This is a genomic window from Micromonospora rosaria (assembly GCF_001567585.1).
GTDB lineage: Bacteria > Actinomycetota > Actinomycetes > Mycobacteriales > Micromonosporaceae > Micromonospora > Micromonospora rosaria.
The window spans coordinates 20,451-39,679 of record NZ_LRQV01000045.1 but is presented as its reverse complement, the minus strand read 5'-3'; the positions used below and the strand labels follow the sequence as shown (position 1 = coordinate 39,679).

Below are 19,229 nucleotides of genomic sequence, written 5' to 3'. Positions count from 1 at the left end.
CAGCGCGGAGAGGGGGCAGCGCGAACCGCCGAGCGGATCACCCGGGGCGGTCGGCGGGCGGGGACCAGCCGGGTGGGCAGGGCCTGCCGGCGGGCGGGGATCAGCCGCCGGAGCAGGGCGAGCCGTTGACGGTGCAGCGCACCGGACGGGTGCTCGGGCCCGTCCGTTCGAGGTGGAACCGCAGCACGGCCGAGCCACCGGGCGGCAGGTCGACCCCGCCGACGTAGCTGAAGACACCGTCGGACATGGACCCCCGACCCTGCTCGGCGCTCTCCACCCAGGCGGTCACCAGCCGCCCCTGCGGGTACACCAGCCGCACCTGCCACGGCTCGGACCCCGACCCGGCGTTGGTCAGCCGCAACTCCCCGATGAAGGCGTCACCGTAGTTGCCGACGACCCCGTACCGGCCGGTCACCTCGGAGCGGGGTGCGTCGGGGCTGGGCTGCCCGGACGCCTGCGCCGGGCGGGACGGTCGCGGCGACCGGGCCGGCGTCGGCTCGGTGGGCTCGGGCGACTCGGAGCCCTGCGGCGTCCGGGGCAGGTCGGTGGAGCGCGGCGACAGGCCCGGCACGGCGGGCGGCGCCGGCGTCCGCACCGCCACCTCGGGCGTCGGCGCGGAGGGCTCGTCCTCGGCCGGCGGCAGCGCCGGCAGCGAGACACCCGCCCCACTCGATCCGAAGTGGACGTCGTCGGTGAGCCCCTGCCCCTGACTCGAACAGAACGCCACCACCATCAGCACGACCATCACGATCACGCCGACCGACACCACGATCCAGGGCGAGGACGCCACAGCATTGGCACGGACCGAATGCTGCGCGCGACGCGTGCCGGACATACCCCTCCCCGGTCGGTCCCGTCCGGAGAGCGTAGCGATCGTGGGCAATGTCGGAAAGTACCGGGGTGATCACGGAACTTCCCCGACAGCGCCGAGAAGGCCGCCGAACGCTCGCCGATCCTGGTTGGAGCCCGGTCAGCCGGTCCGAACCACGGTGCAGATGACCGGGCCCTCGTCGGTGCCGCGCAGCAGGTAACGATACCGCTCACCCGGCACCCGACGCCCCTCGCCGTCCAGGAACTCCCACTCCACGGCCACCATGGTCAGCAGGGCGGAGACCGGCTGGACCTCGCTGATGAGAGCGTTCGCCGCGATCAGCGCCCGCTCCTGGTAGTCCGGGGCGGCGCCGATGAACGAGAGCGCCACCGCGGCCGGGCTGGTGAAGGTGAAGCTGTAGGTGTCCGCGACCACCAGCCCCGGCAGGGCGTAGCAGCCGGCGACGGCCGCGATGTCGCCGGTGGTCAGGGCGACGCCGTACCGGTTGAAGAAGTCGGCCAGGGTCTCGAGATCGGTCGAGGCGTTCACGGGACTGCAATTGCCGCCCGGCCGCCCCGGCAAACCCGTCCGGCGACTCAGCGGGGCGGGATGCGCACCTCGATCTCCGCGCCGAGCTGCGCACCGGCGGCCAGGCCGAGGTCGTCGCCGCTCCAGAACCGGCCCGGGTCGTACCAGTTCGGCCGGCGACCGGCCGGCAGCAGCCCCATCGCCTCGTACGTCACCGCGACCACCTCGGCGCAGTACGCCGTCTCCAGCGCCGCGTCCCGCACCGGCGTCCCGCCGGCCGCCTCCGCCCGCCCGGCCCCGACCGGACCGCCGGAGTAGTCGTCCGTGGCCGGGCCGCCCGGCAGGTCACCCGCCACCGGGACGCCACGCCCCGGGCCACGCCGCCACCGCTGCGGCAGCCGGCTCGTCAACCGCTGCGGCAACGACCCCGGCAACCCGTCGGGCAGCCGGACGGCCGGCGTGCGGCCCCGCAGCCAGCGCCAGGCGAGCTGGGCGGTGGACGGGAAGGGGGTGCCGTCCAGCCGGGCGATGGTGCGCAGCACCGCCCGTTCCATCTCCGCGTCGGCCGACGGTTCGAGCTGCCGCAGCCAGGCCCGCTGGCCGTACCGGTTGGCCCAGACGCAGACCGCGTCCCGCAGGTCGTGCAACTGCACCCCGCGATGGTGGGTGCCGGTCCACATGTCCCGCAGCGACCGGCCCAGCTCGGCGTGCCACATCAGCGGCGGCATGTCGTCGAGCACCACGGCCATCCCGACGTGGTTCACCGGACTGTTCGTGGTGAACTGGATCGCGCGGTCCGGCACGCTGCGCCCCCGGAACACCCACACGTCACCGGTCCGGGTCAGCTCCACGGCCTCGTCCAGGCTGATGCTCATGCCGCCCGCGCTCCCCTGGTGGTTCGGTCGCTCATGGAGGTCTACCCTAGGCCGATGCGGCAACGGGTGCAGTGGTGGAAGGTGCTCGGGCTGGCCGGTCTCGCGGGGGTCGCCGCGACCGGCGTGGTCATCGCGCGGGCCGAACGACGCCGCCGGGCGTACACCCCGGAGGAGATCCGGGCCCGGCTGCGGGACCGTTACGAGGAGGCCACCTCTCCCGGCGACGCCGCCTCCTCCTGATTCGACACCGCGGCGCCGGGCGGGGCGCGACGGCGAAGGTCGCCCACGGCCCGGTCCCACACCGCCGCCGGGTCGACCCCGGGCGGAAACCGGCCGGCGGGTTCGCGGTCGACCAGGCCGTGCGTGAGGCCCCAGCGGCACCCCGGACCATCGCCCCACCGACCCCCGTGTCCGATATGTGGTGATATGTCCCGTGACCGGGGCCACCCCGGCGGCGGAATCGTGGCGGGGCGGGGGTCGTTACATCTCCCGGACGCCCGAGCAGGCCGAGCCGCCGGGCGACCTCCTGACTTCCCCCTCGCGGCGCGCCGCTCCCCCGTGGCGTGCCGTACCTCCGACAGAGAGGCACTCATCATGCGTACCACTCTGCTTCGCAAGGCCGCCCTGACCGCCGCCGGCCTCGCCTTCACCGGCGGTGCCATCGCCGGCCCCGTGACCGCCGCCCACGCCGCCCCCGACGCCCTCGGCCGGACCACCGCCGCGGTGCAGACCGAGCGCAAGCCCGGCGGCGAGCGCGAGCTGAACGTCCGCTACGAGGCCCAGCCCAACTTCTACTACTGCGGCCCCGCCGCGGCCCGCAACGCCCTGAGCGTGCAGGGCAAGAACATCGACGTGCACGCCATGGCCAAGGAGATGGGCACCACCGAGAACGGCACCGACTCCATCAACGACATCACGCCGGTCCTGAACAAGGAGACCGGTCGGGACGCGTACCGCAGCACGGTGATCCCGTCGGGCAAGGCGGACACCACGCGCGTCGACACCCTGCGGGCCGACATCGTGCGGACCGTCGACGACGGCCGTGCCGTGGTCGCCAACATCGCCGGCACCGCCACCGACACCGACGGCAACGCCCACTCCTTCGAGGGTGGCCACTACATCAGCGTGGTCGGCTACACCGACGAGGGCCGCACCGTGACCATCGCCGACTCGGCCGACCCGAACCAGGCCTCCTACCGCCTGGACGTCAGCGAGCTGGCCCAGTGGATCGCCAGCCGTGGCTACGCCCACTGACCCGACCCAGTCCACGAACGGGCCGGCCCCCTCTGCGGGGGCCGGCCCGTTCGGCGTATCCGGCCCGGCCCCGCCCACACCCCCGAGGCCGGCCCGTTCGGCGTGTCCGGCCCGGGACCGCCCACACCCCCCGCAGCCGGGCGGACGCGGCCCCGGCCCGCAAACACCCCGGGCCGGGCGGACGCCTCCACCGGGCGGACATCGGCGCGCCGGGTGACCTGGTCGTTCCTACCGGCGACCCGGCGTGGATGCACCGTCGCGACCCACACCCGTTCCTTCAGGTCTGCGTCACGGCATGTCTGCGCGCGAGGCCGGACCGGGCGACCCGGCACACCTGGCGGCATGACAGCCGCGCGACCGGCAGCCTGACGCCTGCGAGACCGGGGCCGGGAGCCGCGTCCCCCGAGGCCGTCCGCCGGGATGTCCCCCGACTCCCCGGTGTCCGGTTCGCCACCCTGGCCGGTGGCGGGGGTCACCCGGGCGGCGGAATCGTCGCGGGGGTGGAGGCGTTGTACATGGCATACCCCGGGCGCTCCCCCGCCCGCCCTCGCCTCCCCCGGCGTGGGCAGTGGGCCCCGCCCCGGGATCCCGGATGACGCCGGCCGGAATGTGGCCGGCCCCCGGGTCGTTACATCTACCGGACGCCCGAGCAGGCCGAGCCGCCGGATGTCCCGCTCACTTTCTCCCCCTCGCGGCACCCGTCGCTCCCCCGTGGCGGTGCCGTACCCCCGACAGAGAGGCACTCATCATGCGTACCACTCTGCTTCGCAAGGCCGCCCTGACCGCCGCCGGCCTCGCCTTCACCGGCGGTGCCATCGCCGGCCCCGTGACCGCCGCCCACGCCGCCCCCGAGCAGGGGCGTGCCACCGCCGCCGTGCAGACCGAGCGTCGCCCCGGCGGAGAGCGTGAGCTGAACGTGCGCTACGAGGCCCAGCCCAACTTCTACTACTGCGGCCCCGCCGCGGCCCGTAACGCCCTGAGCGTCCAGGGCAAGGACATCTCCGTCCACGAGATGGCCAAGGAGATGCGCACCACCGAGGCCGGCACCGACTCCGTCAACGACATCACCCCGGTCCTCAACAAGCACACCGGCAAGGACGCCTACCGCAGCGTCGAGATCAGCAGCAGCAAGGCCGACGACAAGCAGACCGATCGGCTGCGGGCCGACATCGTGCGGACCGTGGACGAGGGTCGGGCCGTGGTGGCGAACATCGCCGGCACCGCCACCGACACCGACGGCAACGCCCACTCCTTCGAGGGTGGCCACTACATCAGCGTGGTCGGCTACTCCGACGAGGGCCGGACGGTCACCATCGCCGACTCCGCCGACCCGAACCAGGCCAGCTACAAGATGAGCGTGGACAACCTGGCCGACTGGATCGCCACCCGCGGCTACATCCACTGAGCCACCGGCACGCAGACGAAAGGGCCGACCCCACCCGGGGTCGGCCCTTTCGTCTGCGTGCCGGTCGCCGCCGGGCGGCCGGTGACCGGGTGGTGGATCATGGGTGCCGGTCGTCCCGGAGAGTGACGCGAGGTTGCGCCAATAGCAAGACGGACGTACGGTTTTGTTGAAGCGCGAAGTGGCGGTAAGTGTCGCCTAACCTCGGCGGCGCCCCGACCGGTGCGACAGACTGCTCAGGACTACTCACGGTCGCTGGTGTGAAGGAGTACGACGTGGCGAGCCTCGACACCTTCGGTGCGAAGACCCAGCTACGCGTCGGAGACGCGAGCTACGAGATTTTCAAGATCGACAAGGTGGACGGTCACGACCGGCTGCCGTACAGCTTGAAGATCCTGCTGGAGAACCTGCTGCGGACCGAGGACGGCGCGAACATCACCGCCGACCACATCCGGCAGCTCGGCGGCTGGGACCCGACCGCCGACCCGAGCGTGGAGATCCAGTTCACCCCGGCACGGGTGCTGATGCAGGACTTCACCGGCGTACCCTGCGTGGTCGACCTGGCCACCATGCGCGAGGCGGTCCGCGACCTCGGTGGCGACGCCACCAAGGTGAACCCGCTCGCCCCGGCCGAGCTGGTCATCGACCACTCGGTCATCGCCGACCTGTTCGGCCGCGAGGACGCCTTCGAGCGCAACGTCGAGCTGGAGTACGAGCGCAACAAGGAGCGCTACCAGTTCCTGCGCTGGGGCCAGACCGCGTTCAACGAGTTCAAGGTCGTTCCCCCGGGCACCGGCATCGTGCACCAGGTCAACATCGAGTACCTGGCCCGCACGATCATGGAGCGGGGCGGCCAGGCGTACCCGGACACCGTCGTCGGCACCGACTCGCACACCACGATGGTCAACGGCCTGGGGGTGCTGGGCTGGGGCGTCGGCGGCATCGAGGCCGAGGCCGCGATGCTCGGCCAGCCGGTCAGCATGCTGATCCCGCGCGTGGTCGGCTTCAAGCTCTCCGGCGAGATGCCGGCCGGCACCACCGCCACCGACCTGGTCCTCACCATCACCGAGATGCTGCGCAAGCACGGGGTGGTCGGCAAGTTCGTCGAGTTCTACGGCCCCGGCGTGAGCGCCGTGCCGCTGGCCAACCGGGCCACCATCGGCAACATGTCGCCGGAGTACGGCTCCACCGTCGCCATCTTCCCGATCGACGCCGAGACCGTCCGCTACCTGGAGCTGACCGGCCGCGACCCGCAGCAGGTCGCGCTGGTCGAGGCGTACGCCAAGGAGCAGGGCCTCTGGCACGACCCGGCCCACGAGCCGGAGTACTCCGAGCGCCTGGAGCTGGACCTGGGCACCATCGAGCCCTCCCTGGCCGGCCCGAAGCGCCCGCAGGACCGGGTGCCGCTGGGCAGCGCCAAGACGCTGTTCCGCTCGGCGCTGGCCGACTACGTGACCGTCGAGGCCGGGGCCGAGCTGCCCTCCGGCGCCGCCGGCCCGGCCGACGAGGCCAGCGCCGAGTCCTTCCCGGCCAGCGACTCCCCGGCCAACGACGTCAACGACCCGGCCGACGCCCCGCGTGACCTGGTCACCGCCGCCGTCGGCGCCGGCGGCCGGGCCAGCGACCCGATCCGGGTCACCGGCGCCGACGGCGTCGAGTACGAGCTGGACCACGGCGCGGTGGTGATCGCCGCGATCACCTCCTGCACCAACACCTCGAACCCGCAGGTGATGATCGGTGCGGCGCTGCTGGCCCGCAACGCGGTGGACAAGGGTCTGGCCCGCAAGCCGTGGGTGAAGACCACCCTGGCCCCGGGTTCCAAGGTCGTCATGGACTACTACGACCGCTCCGGCCTGACCCCCTACCTGGAGAAGCTCGGCTTCAACCTGGTCGGGTACGGCTGCACCACCTGCATCGGCAACTCCGGCCCGCTGCCGGAGGAGGTCTCCGCCGCCGTCAACGAGAACGACCTCGCCGTCGTCTCGGTGCTCTCCGGCAACCGGAACTTCGAGGGCCGGATCAACCCGGACGTCAAGATGAACTACCTGGCGTCCCCGCCGCTGGTGGTGGCGTACGCCCTCGCCGGCACGATGGACATCGACCTGGCCAACGAGCCGCTCGGCGAGGACAGCGCCGGCAACCCGGTCTTCCTGCGCGACATCTGGCCGGCCACCGCCGAGATCCAGGACGTCATCGCCTCGGCGATCGGCGCCACCGGCTTCAGCGCCGCGTACGCCGACGTCTTCGCCGGTGACGAGCGCTGGCAGTCGCTGCCCACCCCGACCGGCGACACCTTCGCCTGGGACGGCGAGTCGACGTACGTGCGCAAGCCCCCGTACTTCGAGGGCATGGGACAGCAGCCGGCGCCGGTCGCCGACATCAGCGGGGCCCGGGTACTGGCCAAGCTGGGCGACTCGGTGACCACCGACCACATCTCCCCGGCCGGCGCGATCAAGGCCGACTCCCCCGCCGGGAAGTACCTCGCCGAGCACGGGGTGCCGCGCCACGAGTTCAACTCGTACGGCTCCCGCCGGGGCAACCACGAGGTGATGATCCGGGGCACCTTCGCCAACATCCGGCTGCGCAACCAGCTCGTCCCGGGCGTGGAGGGCGGCTTCACGGTCAACCACCTGACCGGCGAGCAGACCTCGATCTACGACGCCTCGACGGCCTACCAGGAGGCGGGCATCCCGCTGGTCGTGCTGGCCGGCAAGGAGTACGGCTCCGGTTCGTCGCGGGACTGGGCGGCCAAGGGCACCATGCTGCTCGGTGTGAAGGCGGTCGTCGCCGAGTCGTACGAGCGGATCCACCGGTCGAACCTGATCGGCATGGGCGTCCTGCCGCTGCAGTTCCCGGCCGGCGAGACCGCCGAGTCGCTGGGCCTGACCGGCACCGAGACGTTCAGCATCGCCGGGGTGACCGAGCTGAACGAGGGGCGCACCCCGCGTACCGTCAAGGTCACCACCGACACCGGCGTCGAGTTCGACGCGGTGGTCCGGATCGACACCCCGGGTGAGGCGGACTACTACCGCCACGGCGGCATCCTGCAGTACGTCCTGCGCCGCATGATCGCGAGCTGACGGCACACGACGCGGGGCCCCTGCCGGTGTACGGCAGGGGCCCCGCGTCGTTGCGGCCGGGCCGGTAGGCGGCCGGGCTAGCGCTGCTCGGGCGGCAGGTCGGGCAGCCGGGACGGGGAGTTGACGAACTTGCCGACCCGGGCGACCAGCATCGCCATCTCGTAGGCGATGAGCCCGACGTCGGCCTCCTCGTCGGCGAGGACGGCGAGACAGGCGTTGCGCCCGGCGGCCGTGACGAACAGGAACGACGACTGCATCTCGATGATCGTCTGCTGCACCCGGCCGCCGCCGAACCGCTTGCCGGCCCCCCGGGCGAGGCTCTGGATGCCGGCCGCCATCGCCGCGAGGTGCTCCCCGTCGTCCCGGCCCAGTCCCCGCGAGGACGCCATCAGCAGGCCGTCCGCAGAGAGCGCGACCGCGTGCTCGGCCTGCTGCACCCGGCCGACCAGGTCGTCCAGCAACCACGTCAGGTCTGCGCTCGGAGTCGTCTGCTGCACCACTCGTCGTCCTCTTCCCCGGCTGGTGTCGCCGTTCGCTCGTGTCGGACTCTCCGTCGTACCCGACCCGTGGGCCCGGCGGCGGCCCGGCCGGTACGGCCCGGCGGCGGCCACGGAGCCGGGTGCGACCGGCGCCGCCCGGCGCCGCACCTGATCATCCATTATGGACTGTCATCGACGCTCCGGTCGGAGCCGCCCCTCCGCCGCCGACCGGGCGGCCGACGTTCTCCGTCGGCCACCCACCCGATCGTCGGGGCCCACCGGCCGGCGGGCGCACGCACCGGCACCGACCGCTGCGGGCCACCCCGTAGACCTGAGGCGGGCACCGGCGCGAGTCGGCCCGCAATGGCCGGACGGGCAAAATTTTCACCATACGGCTGGTGAGCATCTCACCCTTCGCCTCGCGGCTGAAGGCCGGGCGGCCATCCGGCGGTGTGAGATACCCGGTACCTTCGCCCGACCGGCCCGCCGACGGCACCGTCCACAGCCGAGAACCGGGCGGCCGGGCACGGTGGTGCGTGGGGCGCGGTGATGTGCGGGCACGGGGCGGCATCGCCCCGGCAGGCCGGGTGGCGCGCAGGATCGACGACCGGCCGCGCGTTGCGCCGGGCTGTGCCAGGCTCACAGGCATGGACGACAGGGACATCTTGAAGCGGATCTCCGACCTGGTCGACGAGGAGCACCGGCTCCGGTCGGCGGCGCAGGTCCACGAGTCGGGCACCGAGGGCGACCGGGACCGGCTGCGGGAGTTGGAGGAGTCGCTGGACCAGTGCTGGGACCTGCTCCGTCGGCGGCGGGCCGCCCGACAGACCCACGGCGACCCGGAGGCCCAGGGGGTCCGCCCCACCTCGGAGGTCGAGCGGTACCTCCAGTAGCGCGACCCGGCGGCCCGCCGGGGGCGGACAGGTCGACCCGCCCCGGGCAGCCGGGCAGCCGGACGCTCGGGCACGGGGCGCTCACGCACCTGCGGGCGGCCCGGACGGCTGGTGTGCCGTCCGGGCCGCCCGTGCTCAGCGCAGGCCCGCCTCGCGCAGCAGGGTCCCGGTGAGCGCCGCCGGGTCCGTGGCGGCGCCGGTGAGGCCCCGTGCGGCGAACCAGGTGGCGACCACCCGGACGTCGCGGGCCAGGAACTCCGGCCCCTGCGGGTTCGCCACCAGGTCGACCACCTGCGGCAGGTCGATCAGGACCAGCCGGCCGTCGTGCACCAGGAGGTTGTACGGGGACAGGTCGCCGTGCGCGTACCCGGCCCGCGCGAGCAGCACCAGGGCGTCCACCAACTGCGTCCAGAGGTCGCCGAGCTGCGCCGACCCGGGCCGGAGCTGGGCCAGCCGGGGAGCGGCCCGCCCGGAGGCGGGGTCGCCGAGGAACTCCAGCATCAGCTCGGTGCCGAGCAACTGGACCGGGTACGGGACCCGGATCGCGCCGGTGGCGTCGCCCAACTCCCAGAGCCGGGCGAGGACGGCGAACTCGGCGGCGGCCCACTGGCCGGCGATCATCTGCCGGCCGAAGGCGGTCCGGCCCGCCATCGCTCGGTTCTCCCGGGACCGGCGGACCCGGCGGCCCTCCAGGTAGCCGGCGTCGCGGTGGAAGAGCCGGTGGGTGGCGTCCCGGTACCGCTTCACCGCCAGCAGGCAGGACCGGTCGGTCTCCGGTACCGCCCGACGGACCAGGTGCACGTCGGCTTCCTTGCCGGTCTTGAGCACGCCCAGTTCGGTGTCCCGGGCGGCCAGCTCGGTGACCAGCCAGTCCGGGTACGGCTCGGGGCCGTGCACGGCCGCGTCCCAGGAGGACCAGTGGTCCCCGGTCGCCGGGTCCGGCTCGTCGTCGGGCTCGGCCGGGGCCGGCTCGGCGGGCCGGCCGCGCTTCAGCAGGTACGGTTCGTCGTCGTCGAAGCGGCGCTTGCCGCGGGTACGGCGCGCAGGCGCCGGCAGGTCGTGGTCTTCACGCACGTCGTTGGTGATCCCTTGATCGAGGCTGGTGGGGTCGGGCGGGCAAACCCTGCGAAGACGGCCATGACCGACCTCCTCACCACTCGACCGGGCGTCACCCGGGCACATGCCGTACGTGCGCCGACCATCCTGGTGACCGCCGGGCGGGCGGTCAACCGAATTCCGGCCGGGCCGGGCCGGGTCAGCCGGCGAGCACCAGGGCGATCGCGGCGATCAGACTCTCGACGGCGTGCGTGGGAGCGAACCGGGCATCCGGCCACCGGCGGCCCCGGTGCAGCCAGACGCTGGGCAGACCGGCCGCCGTCGCGCCCCCGATGTCGGTCTCCGGGCTGTCGCCGATCACCCAGGCCCGGCGCAACGGCATCCGGACCCGCTGGGCGGCGAGGGCGAAGATGCGCGGGTTGGGCTTGCTCACCCCGGCCTCTTCGGAGATCACCCAGTCGGCCACGTACCGGTCCACCCCGGTGCGCCGGATCAGCTCCTCCTGGTGCCGTACCGCGCCGTTGCTGACCACCACCGGCACCCAGCCGGCGTCGTCGGCGATCCGCAGCGCGCAGGCGACCAGCGGATCGAGCCGGGTGTGGGCTAGCACCCCCTCGTGGAGCTCGTCGACCAGGTCGATCGAGGGCACGAGCAGGCCGTACCGGCCCCGGATGGCGTCCGCGAGGTCCCACCGGTCGGTCAGGCCGTCGGCGTCGATGGACAGCAGCCAGTCGAGGTCGGCGGGCGGAGCACCGACATTGGCCAGGAAACGCGCCCCCCAGGTACGGAACGCCCCGGACCGGTCGATCAGGGTGTTCTCCAGATCAAGCAGGAGCAACGGCACCCGCCGAAGGGTACGGGACGACCGGGTGCCGCCGACAGGGCCGGGTGGCCCACCGTGGCCTTCCGACGCCACCGCGTACACCCCGGGCCGGAAGCGCGCCGCCGGCCAGCGGATCAACGGAGCGACTGCCCGGGACGGCGGCGCTCCCCAAGCCGTACGTACGGTTTGCACGGGCCTACCGCACCTGACACGATCGACCCGTGCCCAGAGTAAGTCAGGACCAGCTCGACGCCCGGCGACAGGAGATCCTGGCCGCCGCGCGGGCCTGTTTCGCCCGCCACGGCTACGAGGGGGCCACCGTACGGCGGCTGGAGGAGGCGACGGGCCTGTCCCGGGGCGCGATCTTCCACCACTTCCGGGACAAGGACTCGCTCTTCCTGGCCGTCGCCGAGGACGACGCCGTCGCCATGGTCGAGACCGTGGCCCGCAACGGTCTGGTCCAGGTGATGCGGGACCTGCTGGCCCGCGCGGTCTCCCCGGACACCACCGGCTGGCTGGGCAGCCAGTTGGAGGTGTCGCGCCGGCTGCGCACCGACCCCGCCTTCGCCCGCCGCTGGACCGAGCGGTCGGCGGCGATCGCCGAGGCCACCCGGGACCGGCTGGCCCGGCAGCGGGAGGCCGGGGTGCTGCGGGAGGACGTCCCGATCGACGTCCTGGCCCAGTTCCTGGAGCTGGCCTACGACGGGCTGGTGCTGCACCTGGCGATGGGCCGCCCCGCCGGCGACCTGGGTCGGGTGCTCGACCTGGTCGAGGAGGCGGTCCGCCGCCCCTGACGGTCGCCGGGGCCGGGAGCCCACGGCTGGGGCTGATGGCCCGGGGCCGGTTCGGCGGCCCGTACGCGCCGACGACCGGAGACCGACCGGACGTCACCGCTGCACCGGTCCTGGCACGGCTACCCCACAATGAGATCCACCCTTCTCGCGCGACAACCAGGAGCCGAGCATGATCGTCATCGCCGCATCCGGTGACACCTGGGGCATCTCCGGTCCGGTCTTCCTCGGGATCTACCTCACCGCCGTCGCCGTGGTCGCCGTCGGGGCGGCGGTGGACCGGGCCCGGATCCTCGCCGGCCCGACCGGTCGCCCCGACCATCTCGACGCCCAGCAGGTCGCCTACCTCGCCGGCGGCGCCCAGCGGGCCGTCTGGGCGGCGCTCAGCGGACTGCGGGCCAGTGGCATCGTCGGCGTCAGCCCGGACCGCCGGCTGGCCGCCAGCGGCAGCCTGCCGGCGGGGGGCACCCCGTTGGACGTGGCGGTCCACCGGGCCGCGTACCGGCGGCGCACCGCCCGCGAGCTGCACCTCGATCCCGAGGTCGGCGCGGCCCTGACGACCCTGCGGGACACCCTGCGGCAGCGGGGCCTGCTGCTGACCCCCGCGCAGCGGCAACGACTGCGCACCGGCGGGATCGTCCTGTTCGGGCTGGAGGCGCTGGGCTGGCTCCGGGTCGTCGCCGGGCTCGCCAACGACCGGCCGGTGGGCTTCCTCATCGCCAGCCTGATCCTCACCGCGGTACTGGCCGTCGTGTTCTTCCTGGCCCCTCGGCAGACCCGGGCGGCGCGGGCCGCCCTGCGCGCGCAACGCCGGCAGCACGCGCACCTCACCCCGACGGCCGCGCCGGCCTACGCCACCTACGGGGCGGCGGGGGCCGCGATGGGCGTGGCCCTCTTCGGCACCGCGTCGCTGTGGGCGTTCGACCCGGCCTTCGCCGAGCAGGCCGAGATCCAGCGGCAGTCGGCGGCCGGCAGCACCGGCGGCGGGTCCACCGGCGGCGGGGACGGTGGCGGCGGCAGCGGTGGAGACGGCGGGGGCGGCTGCGGCGGCGGGGGTGGTGGCGGCTGCGGCGGCGGGTGCGGCGGGTGACCGGTCCGGACCCGGCCCCGCACCCGCATTCGACCCGGCACCCCGACGGCACCGGGGCCGACGGCACGGGGACCGGTCCGAGCGGGGTGGGCATCGGCTGGCGGCCGGAGATCGCCGGCTTCGTCGCCGACCTGCCCGGACTGCGGTTCGTCGAGGTGATCGCGGAGTCGGTGCCCTCGGCCGGGCCGCTGCCCGGCGGCCTCGACGAGCTGCGGGCCCGGGGCGTCACGGTCGTACCGCACGGGGTGCGGCTCTCCCTCGGCGGGGCCGAGCCGGTCGACCCGGACCGGGTGACGCACCTGGCCCGGGTCGCGGAGCTGACCGGTGCGCCGCTGGTGAGCGAGCACATCGCCTTCGTCCGCGCCGGCGGGCTGGAGGCGGGCCACCTGCTCCCGCTGCCCCGCAGCCGGGAGGCGGTGGCGGCGACCGTGGCCAACGTCCGCCGGGCCCAGGCGGAGCTGCCGGTGCCGATCGCGCTGGAACCGATCGCCGCCCTCTTCGACTGGCCGGACGACGACCTCGACGAGGCCGCGTTCCTCACCGAGATCCTCGACCGGACCGGGGCGTGGCTCCTGCTCGACGTCGCCAACGTCTACGCCAACGCCCGCAACCGGGGCACCGACCCGGTCGCGCTGCTGGACCGGCTGCCCCTGGACCGGATCGCGTACGCGCACGTCGCAGGCGGCGCCGAGGCGGGCGGCTTCTACCACGACACGCACACCGATCCGCTGCCGGCCGAGGTGCTGGACCTGGTCGGTGAGCTGTGCGCCCGGCGGTCGCCCCCGGCGCTGCTGCTCGAACGGGACGGGCACTACCCGCCCGCCGCCGAGCTGCGCGCCGAGCTGGACGCGCTGGCCGCCGTGGCCGGCCACCCGGTGGTCACGTGACGACCGGTGACCTCGCCGCGCGGCAGGCCGCCCTGGTGGCCGCCCTGGTCGCCGGTGCCCCACCGCCGCCGGGCTTCGCGCCCGGCCCGCTGGCCGCCGCGCGTACCGCGCTGTTGCGCAAACGGGCCGGCGACGTGGCCCGGCACTGGCCGCTGCTCGCCGCCGCCCTCGGCCCGTCCTGGCCGGGCGTCTTCGCCGCCTGGGCGGCCGACCGGCCCACCAACGGCTCCCTGCGCGACGGCTGGGACCTGGCCCGGCACCTGCACGACCGGGGTGAGCTGCCGGCGCTCGGCGCGGACGAGCTGGCCACCCGGGAGGCGACCACCCGCTACGACGGGCGCAACCCCCCGCGCCGCCGCCGCGCCCCCGCGCTGGGCCGGGCCGGCGGCGCCGTCGCCGGTCAGCTCGCCGGCCGGGTACGCCTGCTCCGCCCGGCCCCCCGCCCGGCCGTCGACCCCGCCCCGGCGGAGCACTGACCCCCACCCTCGGCGTGCCCGCCCGACACCGGGTACGGCAGGATCCCGGGTATGGATCTCGGACTGACCGACCGGGTGTACCTGCTGACCGGCGCCTCCCGGGGGCTCGGCTTCGCCACGGCCGAGTGCCTGGTCGCCGACGGCGCCCGGGTGGTCGTCTCGGCCCGTGACCCGGCGGCGGTGTCGGCCGCCGTGGCCCGGCTCGGCGGCCCGCAGCGGGCGGTGGGGGTGGCCGCCGACCTGTCCCACCCGGAGACCCCCGAACGGCTCATCGCGGCGGCCGGCGCCCACTTCGGGCGGCTCGACGGGGCACTGGTGTCGGTCGGTGGACCGCCGCCGGGCGTCGCCGCCGAGGTCACCGACGAGCAGTGGCGGACGTCCTTCGAGACGGTCTTCCTCGGTACCGTCCGCACCGCCCGGACCGTCGCCGCCGCGCTGACCGGCGGCGGGGCGATCGGCCTGGTGCTCTCCTCCTCGGTCCGGGCCCCGATCGCCGGGCTGGGCATCTCCAACGGGCTGCGCCCCGGCCTGGCCGGGGTGGCCAAGGACCTGGCCGACACGTACGGCCCCCGGGGCGTACGGGTGGTCGGGCTGCTGCCGGGGCGCATCCTCACCGACCGGTACCAGGACCTGCTGGCCGCCGACAGCGACCCGGAGGCGGCCCGCGCCGAGACCGAGGCGCTCGTCCCGCTGCGCCGCATCGGCGAGCCCGCCGAGTTCGGCCGGGTCGCCGCCTTCGTCCTCTCCCCCGCCGCGAGCTACCTGACCGGGATCACCCTGCCGGTCGACGGTGGCGCGCTGCGCGGACTGTGACCCCGCCCGCCCCGAGGGGCCGCCCCGACACCGCTGCCGGCCGGCCCGCCGGGCCACCGGCGGCGCGCCGGCCGGGCCCGCCGCACGAGCCGGCGACGGGCCTTTCGCGCCCGCCGCACGAGCCGGCTGCGCGCCGGCCGAGCCGGGAGGAGTTGGCGGCGGCGGTCGACCGGACCCTCCCGGACGTGCTCGCCCCGGACCTGGCGGTGCTCTTCGTCGGGATCAACCCCGGCCTCTGGTCGGCGGCGACCAGCCGGCACTTCGCCCGGCCCGGCAACCGCTTCTGGCCGGCCCTGCACCGGGGCGGCTTCACCCCCGAACAGATGCACCCGAGCCAGCAGGACGACCTGCCCCGGTACGGGCTGGGCATCACCAACCTGGCCGCGCGGGCCACCGCCCGCGCCGACGAACTGACCCCCGAGGAACTGGTCACCGGGGTCCGGATCCTCACCGACACGGTGCGGCGGTACCGGCCCCGGTGGGTGGCCGTGCTGGGGGTGACCGCGTACCGGACCGGGTTCGCCCGGCCGAAGGCCCGGTTCGGGCCGCAACCGGAGCGACTGGGCGAGGCACGGCTCTGGGTGCTGCCCAACCCGAGCGGCCTGAACGCGCACTTCCAGCTCGCCGACCTGGCCGCCGAGTTCGCCCGGTTACGGGTGGCGACCGGTCAGTTCGCGGCGGACGGGGGCAGCGCCTCCTCGGCGACGTAGCCGCCCATCGGCCCGACGGTGGTGATCACCGGCTCCGGGCCGGTGGCGTCGGCGTACGGGCTGGGCGAGTCGGCGACCGCGAACTGGGTGCGGTACAGCTCGGCGTAGAGCCCACCGACCGCGACCAGTTCGTCGTGCCGGCCCCGCTCGACGATCCGCCCGCCGTCGAGGACGAGGATCTGGTCGGCGTCGCGCACGGTGGAGAGCCGGTGTGCGATCACCAGCGCGGTCCGCCCGGTCAGCGCCACCGACAGCGCCCGCTGCACCGCCGCCTCGCTCTCCGAGTCCAGGTGCGCGGTGGCCTCGTCGAGGATCACGATCGACGGGGCCTTGAGCAGCAGCCGGGCGATCGCGATGCGCTGCTTCTCCCCGCCGGAGAAGCGGTACCCGCGCTCCCCGACGGTGGTCTCCAGCCCGTCCGGCAACGCCCGGATGAGGTCGGCGACCTGCGCACCGGCCAGCGCCGCCCAGAGCTCGTCGTCGGTGGCGTCCGGCTTGGCGTAGCGCAGGTTCGCCGCGATGGTCTCGTGGAACAGGTGGGAGTCCTGGGTGACCACCCCGATCTCGGCGCGCAGCGAGGACAGGGTGGCGTCGCGCACGTCCACGCCGCCGACCAGCACCTGCCCGTCGGTGACGTCGTAGATCCGGGAGACCAGCATCGACAGCGTCGACTTGCCGGCCCCGGAGGGCCCGACCAGGGCCACCATCTGGCCCGGCTCGACGGCGAACGAGACGCCCCGCAGCACCGGCTCGTTGACCGTCCGGTCCAGCGCGGCGACCTCCTCCAGCGAGGCGAGCGACACCTCGGCGGCGCTCGGGTAGCGGAACCGCACGTCGCGGAACTCGACCCGGCCGTCACCCCGGGGCACCGGCACCGCGTCGGGCTTCTCCTCGATCCCGGGGCGCAGGTCGAGCACCTCGAAGACCCGGTCGAAGGAGACCAGGGCGCTCATCACGTCCACCCGGACGTTGGAGAGCGCGGTCAGCGGACCGTACAGGCGGGTGAGCAGCAGCGCCAGGGTCACCACCGTGCCGGCGCTGACGCTGCCGGTGACCGCCAGCCAGCCGCCGAGACCGTAGGTGAGCGCCTGGGCCAGCGACGCGACCAGCAGCATCGCCACGAAGAACGTCCGGGAGTACATGGCGGACTGGATGCCGATGTCGCGGACCCGCTCGGCCCGCCCGGCGAAGCGGCGGGCCTCCTCCTCGGGCGAGCCGAAGAGCTTGACCAGCAGCGCCCCGGCCACGCCGAACCGCTCGGTCATCGTCGCGTTCATCCTCGCGTCGAGGTTGTACGACTCCCGGGTGATCTCGGCCAGCCGCTTGCCGACCCGCCGGGCGGGGATGATGAAGATCGGCAGCAGCACCAGCGAGAGCGCGGTGATCTGCCAGGAGAGGGTGAACATCACCGCGGCGGTGAGCACCAGTTGGATGACGTTGCTGACCACCCCGGACAGGGTGGAGGTGAACGCCCGCTGGGCGCCCATCACGTCGGTGTTGAGCCGGCTGACCAGCGCGCCGGTCTGGGTCCGGTTGAAGAACTGCAACGGCATCCGCTGCACGTGGTCGTAGACCCGGGTCCGCAGGTCGAGGATGATCCCCTCGCCGATGCGGGCCGAGTACCACCGTTGGGCCAGGGAGAGCAGCGCGTCGAGCACGGCCAGGCCGGCGATGAACAGGGCGAGCCGGACGACCAGCGCGCCCGCGTCGGGGCCACCCCGGTTGATCGCGTTGATCACGTCACCGGCCAGCACCGGCGTGGCGACGCCGATGATCGCGGCCAGCACGACGGTGACCAGGAAGACCACGATGTCCGCGCGGTACGGCCCGGCGAACGCCACGATGCGGCGGCTGGTGCCACGGGTGAGCCGGTGGGCGGAGACCTCGTCCTGGTTGCGCATCGACCGGAGCATGCTCCACCCGGCCATGCCACCGCCGGACATCGGGTTGGACACTGTCACCTCCGGATCGTCGGGACCGCCAGGGTCAATTCTCCCGACGAGTACGACAACCTCGGTGGTAACCCGGCTGTTCCCGAACGGTCCTTACGCGCGGCACCTCGCCCGGTTCTTCCGCAGCGTCCCGCCGGGGCAGGCTACCCGGGTGCGGCGGGGCCGGCTACTCGCCCAGGCCGGCGAGGTCGCGCAGGCGACGGGTCTGCGCCTCCCGCTCGGCGCGCAGCTGCTCGGCCGGCGAGCGGCCGGCGGCGCCGGCCAGCAGGGCCTTGATCTCCACCACCGCGTCCCGGGGGTGGGCCAGCAGGCCGGCGGTGAGGTCCCGGACCGCGTCGTCCAGCTCGGCCCGGGGCACGACCAGCGTGGCGAGGCCGATCCGGTCCGCCTCGACGGCGTCCATCCGCCGCCCGGTGACGCAGAGCTCCAGGGCGCGCGCGTAGCCGACCAGGTCCACCAGCCGTTTCGTGCCGGCGAGGTCCGGGACCAGACCGAGGGTCACCTCGGCCATGGAGAGCCGGGCGTCGTCGGCCAGGATCCGCAGGTCGCAGGCGAGGGCGAGTTGGAAGCCCGCGCCGATGGCGTGCCCCTGCACGGCGGCCACCGAGATGACGTCCGGCCGGTGCAGCCAGGTGAAGGCGTCCTGGAACTCGGCGATCCGGTCGGCGCACGCCGCCTCGGGCAGGGTGGCCAGCTCGGTGAAGGACCCCGGCCCGGTGGCACCGGCGACCGCGAGGTCGAGCCCGGCGGAGAAGGCCCGGCCCTCCCCGCGCACGACGACGACCCGCACGTCGCCAGGGAGGTCCCGGGAGAAGTCGCGCACCGCGTGCCACATCGCCGGGGTCTGCGCGTTGAGCACGTCGGGCCGACACAACGTCACCGTCGCGACCGGCCCGGCGCAGTCGATGCGTACCCCGTCGGCGCCGGGGGTCACCGAACGCCCCACGGGGTGGCCTTGCTGGACAAATCGGGGCGGATCACGCCTTCTTACGACGACGGGCGCCGCCACGCTGACGCAACTGCACCCCGGACTCGGTGAGCACCCGGTGGATGAAGCCGTAGGAACGGCCGGTCGAGGCCGCGAGCGCGCGGATGCTCTCCCCCGAGGTGTACCGCTTTACCAGGTCCTTGGCGAGCGTCTGACGCTCGGCTCCGACGATCCGGCGACCCTTCTCAGTGCTGGTGGCTGTGCCAGTGGCTGCCATGTTGATTCCTCACGTCCCAGACTGTGCGGTTCGGATACGGTCCCACCTATTAGACCGCCTCGAACGATCATGCGCCAGATATCAACTCTTCGCCAACCGACACG

20 protein-coding genes are annotated in these 19,229 nt (G+C 74.2%); 11 read left to right on the top strand and 9 right to left on the bottom strand.

The features are described from left to right. Positions 1 to 100: 100 nt before the first annotated feature. The 3 genes from AWW66_RS14585 to AWW66_RS14575 form a co-directional block, all read right to left on the bottom strand. The gene (locus AWW66_RS14585) at positions 101 to 745 is read right to left on the bottom strand and encodes a cellulose binding domain-containing protein (RefSeq protein WP_245648292.1); all 645 of its coding nucleotides are present in this window, start codon (positions 743 to 745) and stop codon (positions 101 to 103) included. A gap of 225 nt (positions 746 to 970) precedes the next feature. Beyond that, entirely contained in the window at positions 971 to 1,360 is a 390-nt protein-coding gene (locus AWW66_RS14580; RefSeq protein ID WP_067365695.1) for a hypothetical protein, read from the bottom strand. A gap of 47 nt (positions 1,361 to 1,407) precedes the next feature. Next, on the bottom strand, positions 1,408 to 2,214 hold the full coding sequence (locus tag AWW66_RS14575; RefSeq protein WP_067365693.1) for a hypothetical protein: 807 nt from the start codon (positions 2,212 to 2,214) through the stop codon (positions 1,408 to 1,410). A gap of 54 nt (positions 2,215 to 2,268) precedes the next feature. On the opposite strand from AWW66_RS14575, the gene AWW66_RS14570 reads away from it, so the two are divergent. The 4 genes from AWW66_RS14570 (at position 2,269) to AWW66_RS14555 (ending at position 7,950) form a co-directional block, all read left to right on the top strand. Then, positions 2,269 to 2,454, top strand: a complete 186-nt coding sequence (locus AWW66_RS14570; protein ID WP_067365690.1) for a hypothetical protein — start codon at positions 2,269 to 2,271, stop codon at positions 2,452 to 2,454. Between the two features lie 354 nt (positions 2,455 to 2,808). Continuing rightward, complete coding sequence (locus tag AWW66_RS14565) at positions 2,809 to 3,468, top strand: C39 family peptidase (protein WP_067365687.1); 660 nt, start codon at positions 2,809 to 2,811, stop codon at positions 3,466 to 3,468. 748 nt (positions 3,469 to 4,216) lie between these two features. Continuing rightward, positions 4,217 to 4,873 (top strand): C39 family peptidase, encoded by a 657-nt coding sequence (locus tag AWW66_RS14560; protein ID WP_067365684.1) that lies wholly within the window; start codon positions 4,217 to 4,219, stop codon positions 4,871 to 4,873. Positions 4,874 to 5,130: 257 nt separating this feature from the next. Beyond that, positions 5,131 to 7,950 carry an aconitate hydratase gene (locus AWW66_RS14555; RefSeq protein WP_067365680.1) on the top strand — a complete coding sequence of 940 codons (2,820 nt, stop codon included), beginning with the start codon at positions 5,131 to 5,133 and terminating at the stop codon, positions 7,948 to 7,950. 77 nt (positions 7,951 to 8,027) lie between these two features. Here the strand turns inward: AWW66_RS14555 and AWW66_RS14550 are convergent, their stop codons facing one another. Next, complete coding sequence (locus AWW66_RS14550; RefSeq protein ID WP_396890503.1) at positions 8,028 to 8,447, bottom strand: roadblock/LC7 domain-containing protein; 420 nt, start codon at positions 8,445 to 8,447, stop codon at positions 8,028 to 8,030. Between the two features lie 629 nt (positions 8,448 to 9,076). Between AWW66_RS14550 and AWW66_RS14545 the strand changes: the two genes are divergently transcribed. Continuing rightward, positions 9,077 to 9,322 (top strand): DUF2630 family protein, encoded by a 246-nt coding sequence (locus AWW66_RS14545; RefSeq protein ID WP_067365675.1) that lies wholly within the window; start codon positions 9,077 to 9,079, stop codon positions 9,320 to 9,322. 135 nt (positions 9,323 to 9,457) lie between these two features. On the opposite strand, the gene AWW66_RS14540 is transcribed toward AWW66_RS14545, so the two are convergent. Then, positions 9,458 to 10,396 (bottom strand): serine protein kinase RIO, encoded by a 939-nt coding sequence (locus AWW66_RS14540; protein ID WP_067365672.1) that lies wholly within the window; start codon positions 10,394 to 10,396, stop codon positions 9,458 to 9,460. A 181-nt stretch (positions 10,397 to 10,577) separates the two neighbouring features. Then, positions 10,578 to 11,222, bottom strand: a complete 645-nt coding sequence (locus AWW66_RS14535; protein WP_067365670.1) for an HAD family hydrolase — start codon at positions 11,220 to 11,222, stop codon at positions 10,578 to 10,580. 200 nt (positions 11,223 to 11,422) lie between these two features. Between AWW66_RS14535 and AWW66_RS14530 the strand changes: the two genes are divergently transcribed. The 6 genes from AWW66_RS14530 to mug all read left to right on the top strand — a co-directional run bounded on the left by AWW66_RS14530 (position 11,423) and on the right by mug (position 15,968). Next, the gene (locus AWW66_RS14530) at positions 11,423 to 11,995 is read left to right on the top strand and encodes a TetR/AcrR family transcriptional regulator (RefSeq protein ID WP_067365667.1); all 573 of its coding nucleotides are present in this window, start codon (positions 11,423 to 11,425) and stop codon (positions 11,993 to 11,995) included. A gap of 169 nt (positions 11,996 to 12,164) precedes the next feature. Continuing rightward, entirely contained in the window at positions 12,165 to 13,082 is a 918-nt protein-coding gene (locus AWW66_RS14525; RefSeq protein WP_067365664.1) for a TIGR04222 domain-containing membrane protein, read from the top strand. 86 nt (positions 13,083 to 13,168) lie between these two features. Next, positions 13,169 to 13,969: an MbnB/TglH/ChrH family RiPP precursor modification enzyme gene (locus tag AWW66_RS14520; RefSeq protein ID WP_067365709.1), complete on the top strand. Its 801-nt coding sequence runs from the start codon at positions 13,169 to 13,171 to the stop codon at positions 13,967 to 13,969. After that, positions 13,966 to 14,445, top strand: coding sequence for an SCO6045 C-terminal-like domain-containing protein (locus tag AWW66_RS14515; protein WP_067365661.1), 480 nt, complete (start codon positions 13,966 to 13,968; stop codon positions 14,443 to 14,445). Before AWW66_RS14520 ends, AWW66_RS14515 begins: the two co-directional genes overlap by 4 nt. 51 nt (positions 14,446 to 14,496) lie before the next feature. Beyond that, positions 14,497 to 15,258: an SDR family oxidoreductase gene (locus AWW66_RS14510; RefSeq protein ID WP_067365658.1), complete on the top strand. Its 762-nt coding sequence runs from the start codon at positions 14,497 to 14,499 to the stop codon at positions 15,256 to 15,258. Beyond that, complete coding sequence (gene mug, locus AWW66_RS14505) at positions 15,255 to 15,968, top strand: G/U mismatch-specific DNA glycosylase (protein WP_083978489.1); 714 nt, start codon at positions 15,255 to 15,257, stop codon at positions 15,966 to 15,968. Before AWW66_RS14510 ends, mug begins: the two co-directional genes overlap by 4 nt. Here the strand turns inward: mug and AWW66_RS14500 are convergent. The 3 genes from AWW66_RS14500 to AWW66_RS14490 form a co-directional block, all read right to left on the bottom strand. Then, entirely contained in the window at positions 15,926 to 17,911 is a 1,986-nt protein-coding gene (locus tag AWW66_RS14500) for an ABC transporter ATP-binding protein (protein WP_067365651.1), read from the bottom strand. The two genes, mug and AWW66_RS14500, sit on opposite strands and share 43 nt — an antisense overlap. A 175-nt stretch (positions 17,912 to 18,086) precedes the next feature. Then, positions 18,087 to 18,854, bottom strand: coding sequence for an enoyl-CoA hydratase/isomerase family protein (locus tag AWW66_RS14495; protein WP_067365649.1), 768 nt, complete (start codon positions 18,852 to 18,854; stop codon positions 18,087 to 18,089). A gap of 43 nt (positions 18,855 to 18,897) precedes the next feature. Beyond that, positions 18,898 to 19,125: a helix-turn-helix domain-containing protein gene (locus tag AWW66_RS14490; RefSeq protein ID WP_007462679.1), complete on the bottom strand. Its 228-nt coding sequence runs from the start codon at positions 19,123 to 19,125 to the stop codon at positions 18,898 to 18,900. Between the last annotated feature and the right edge of the window lie 104 nt (positions 19,126 to 19,229).

What these genes read in the sequence shown, in the direction of transcription:
- AWW66_RS14585 (WP_245648292.1), bottom strand. Translation starts at nt 745, where the DNA reads ATGGTCGTGCTGATGGTGGTGGCGTTCTGTTCGAGTCAGGGGCAGGGG.
- AWW66_RS14575 (WP_067365693.1), bottom strand. Translation starts at nt 2,214, where the DNA reads ATGAGCATCAGCCTGGACGAGGCCGTGGAGCTGACCCGGACCGGTGAC.
- AWW66_RS14570 (WP_067365690.1), top strand. Translation starts at nt 2,269, where the DNA reads ATGCGGCAACGGGTGCAGTGGTGGAAGGTGCTCGGGCTGGCCGGTCTC.
- AWW66_RS14565 (WP_067365687.1), top strand. Translation starts at nt 2,809, where the DNA reads ATGCGTACCACTCTGCTTCGCAAGGCCGCCCTGACCGCCGCCGGCCTC.
- AWW66_RS14560 (WP_067365684.1), top strand. Translation starts at nt 4,217, where the DNA reads ATGCGTACCACTCTGCTTCGCAAGGCCGCCCTGACCGCCGCCGGCCTC.
- AWW66_RS14545 (WP_067365675.1), top strand. Translation starts at nt 9,077, where the DNA reads ATGGACGACAGGGACATCTTGAAGCGGATCTCCGACCTGGTCGACGAG.
- AWW66_RS14525 (WP_067365664.1), top strand. Translation starts at nt 12,165, where the DNA reads ATGATCGTCATCGCCGCATCCGGTGACACCTGGGGCATCTCCGGTCCG.
- AWW66_RS14510 (WP_067365658.1), top strand. Translation starts at nt 14,497, where the DNA reads ATGGATCTCGGACTGACCGACCGGGTGTACCTGCTGACCGGCGCCTCC.
- AWW66_RS14500 (WP_067365651.1), bottom strand. Translation starts at nt 17,911, where the DNA reads ATGTCCGGCGGTGGCATGGCCGGGTGGAGCATGCTCCGGTCGATGCGC.
- AWW66_RS14490 (WP_007462679.1), bottom strand. Translation starts at nt 19,125, where the DNA reads ATGGCAGCCACTGGCACAGCCACCAGCACTGAGAAGGGTCGCCGGATC.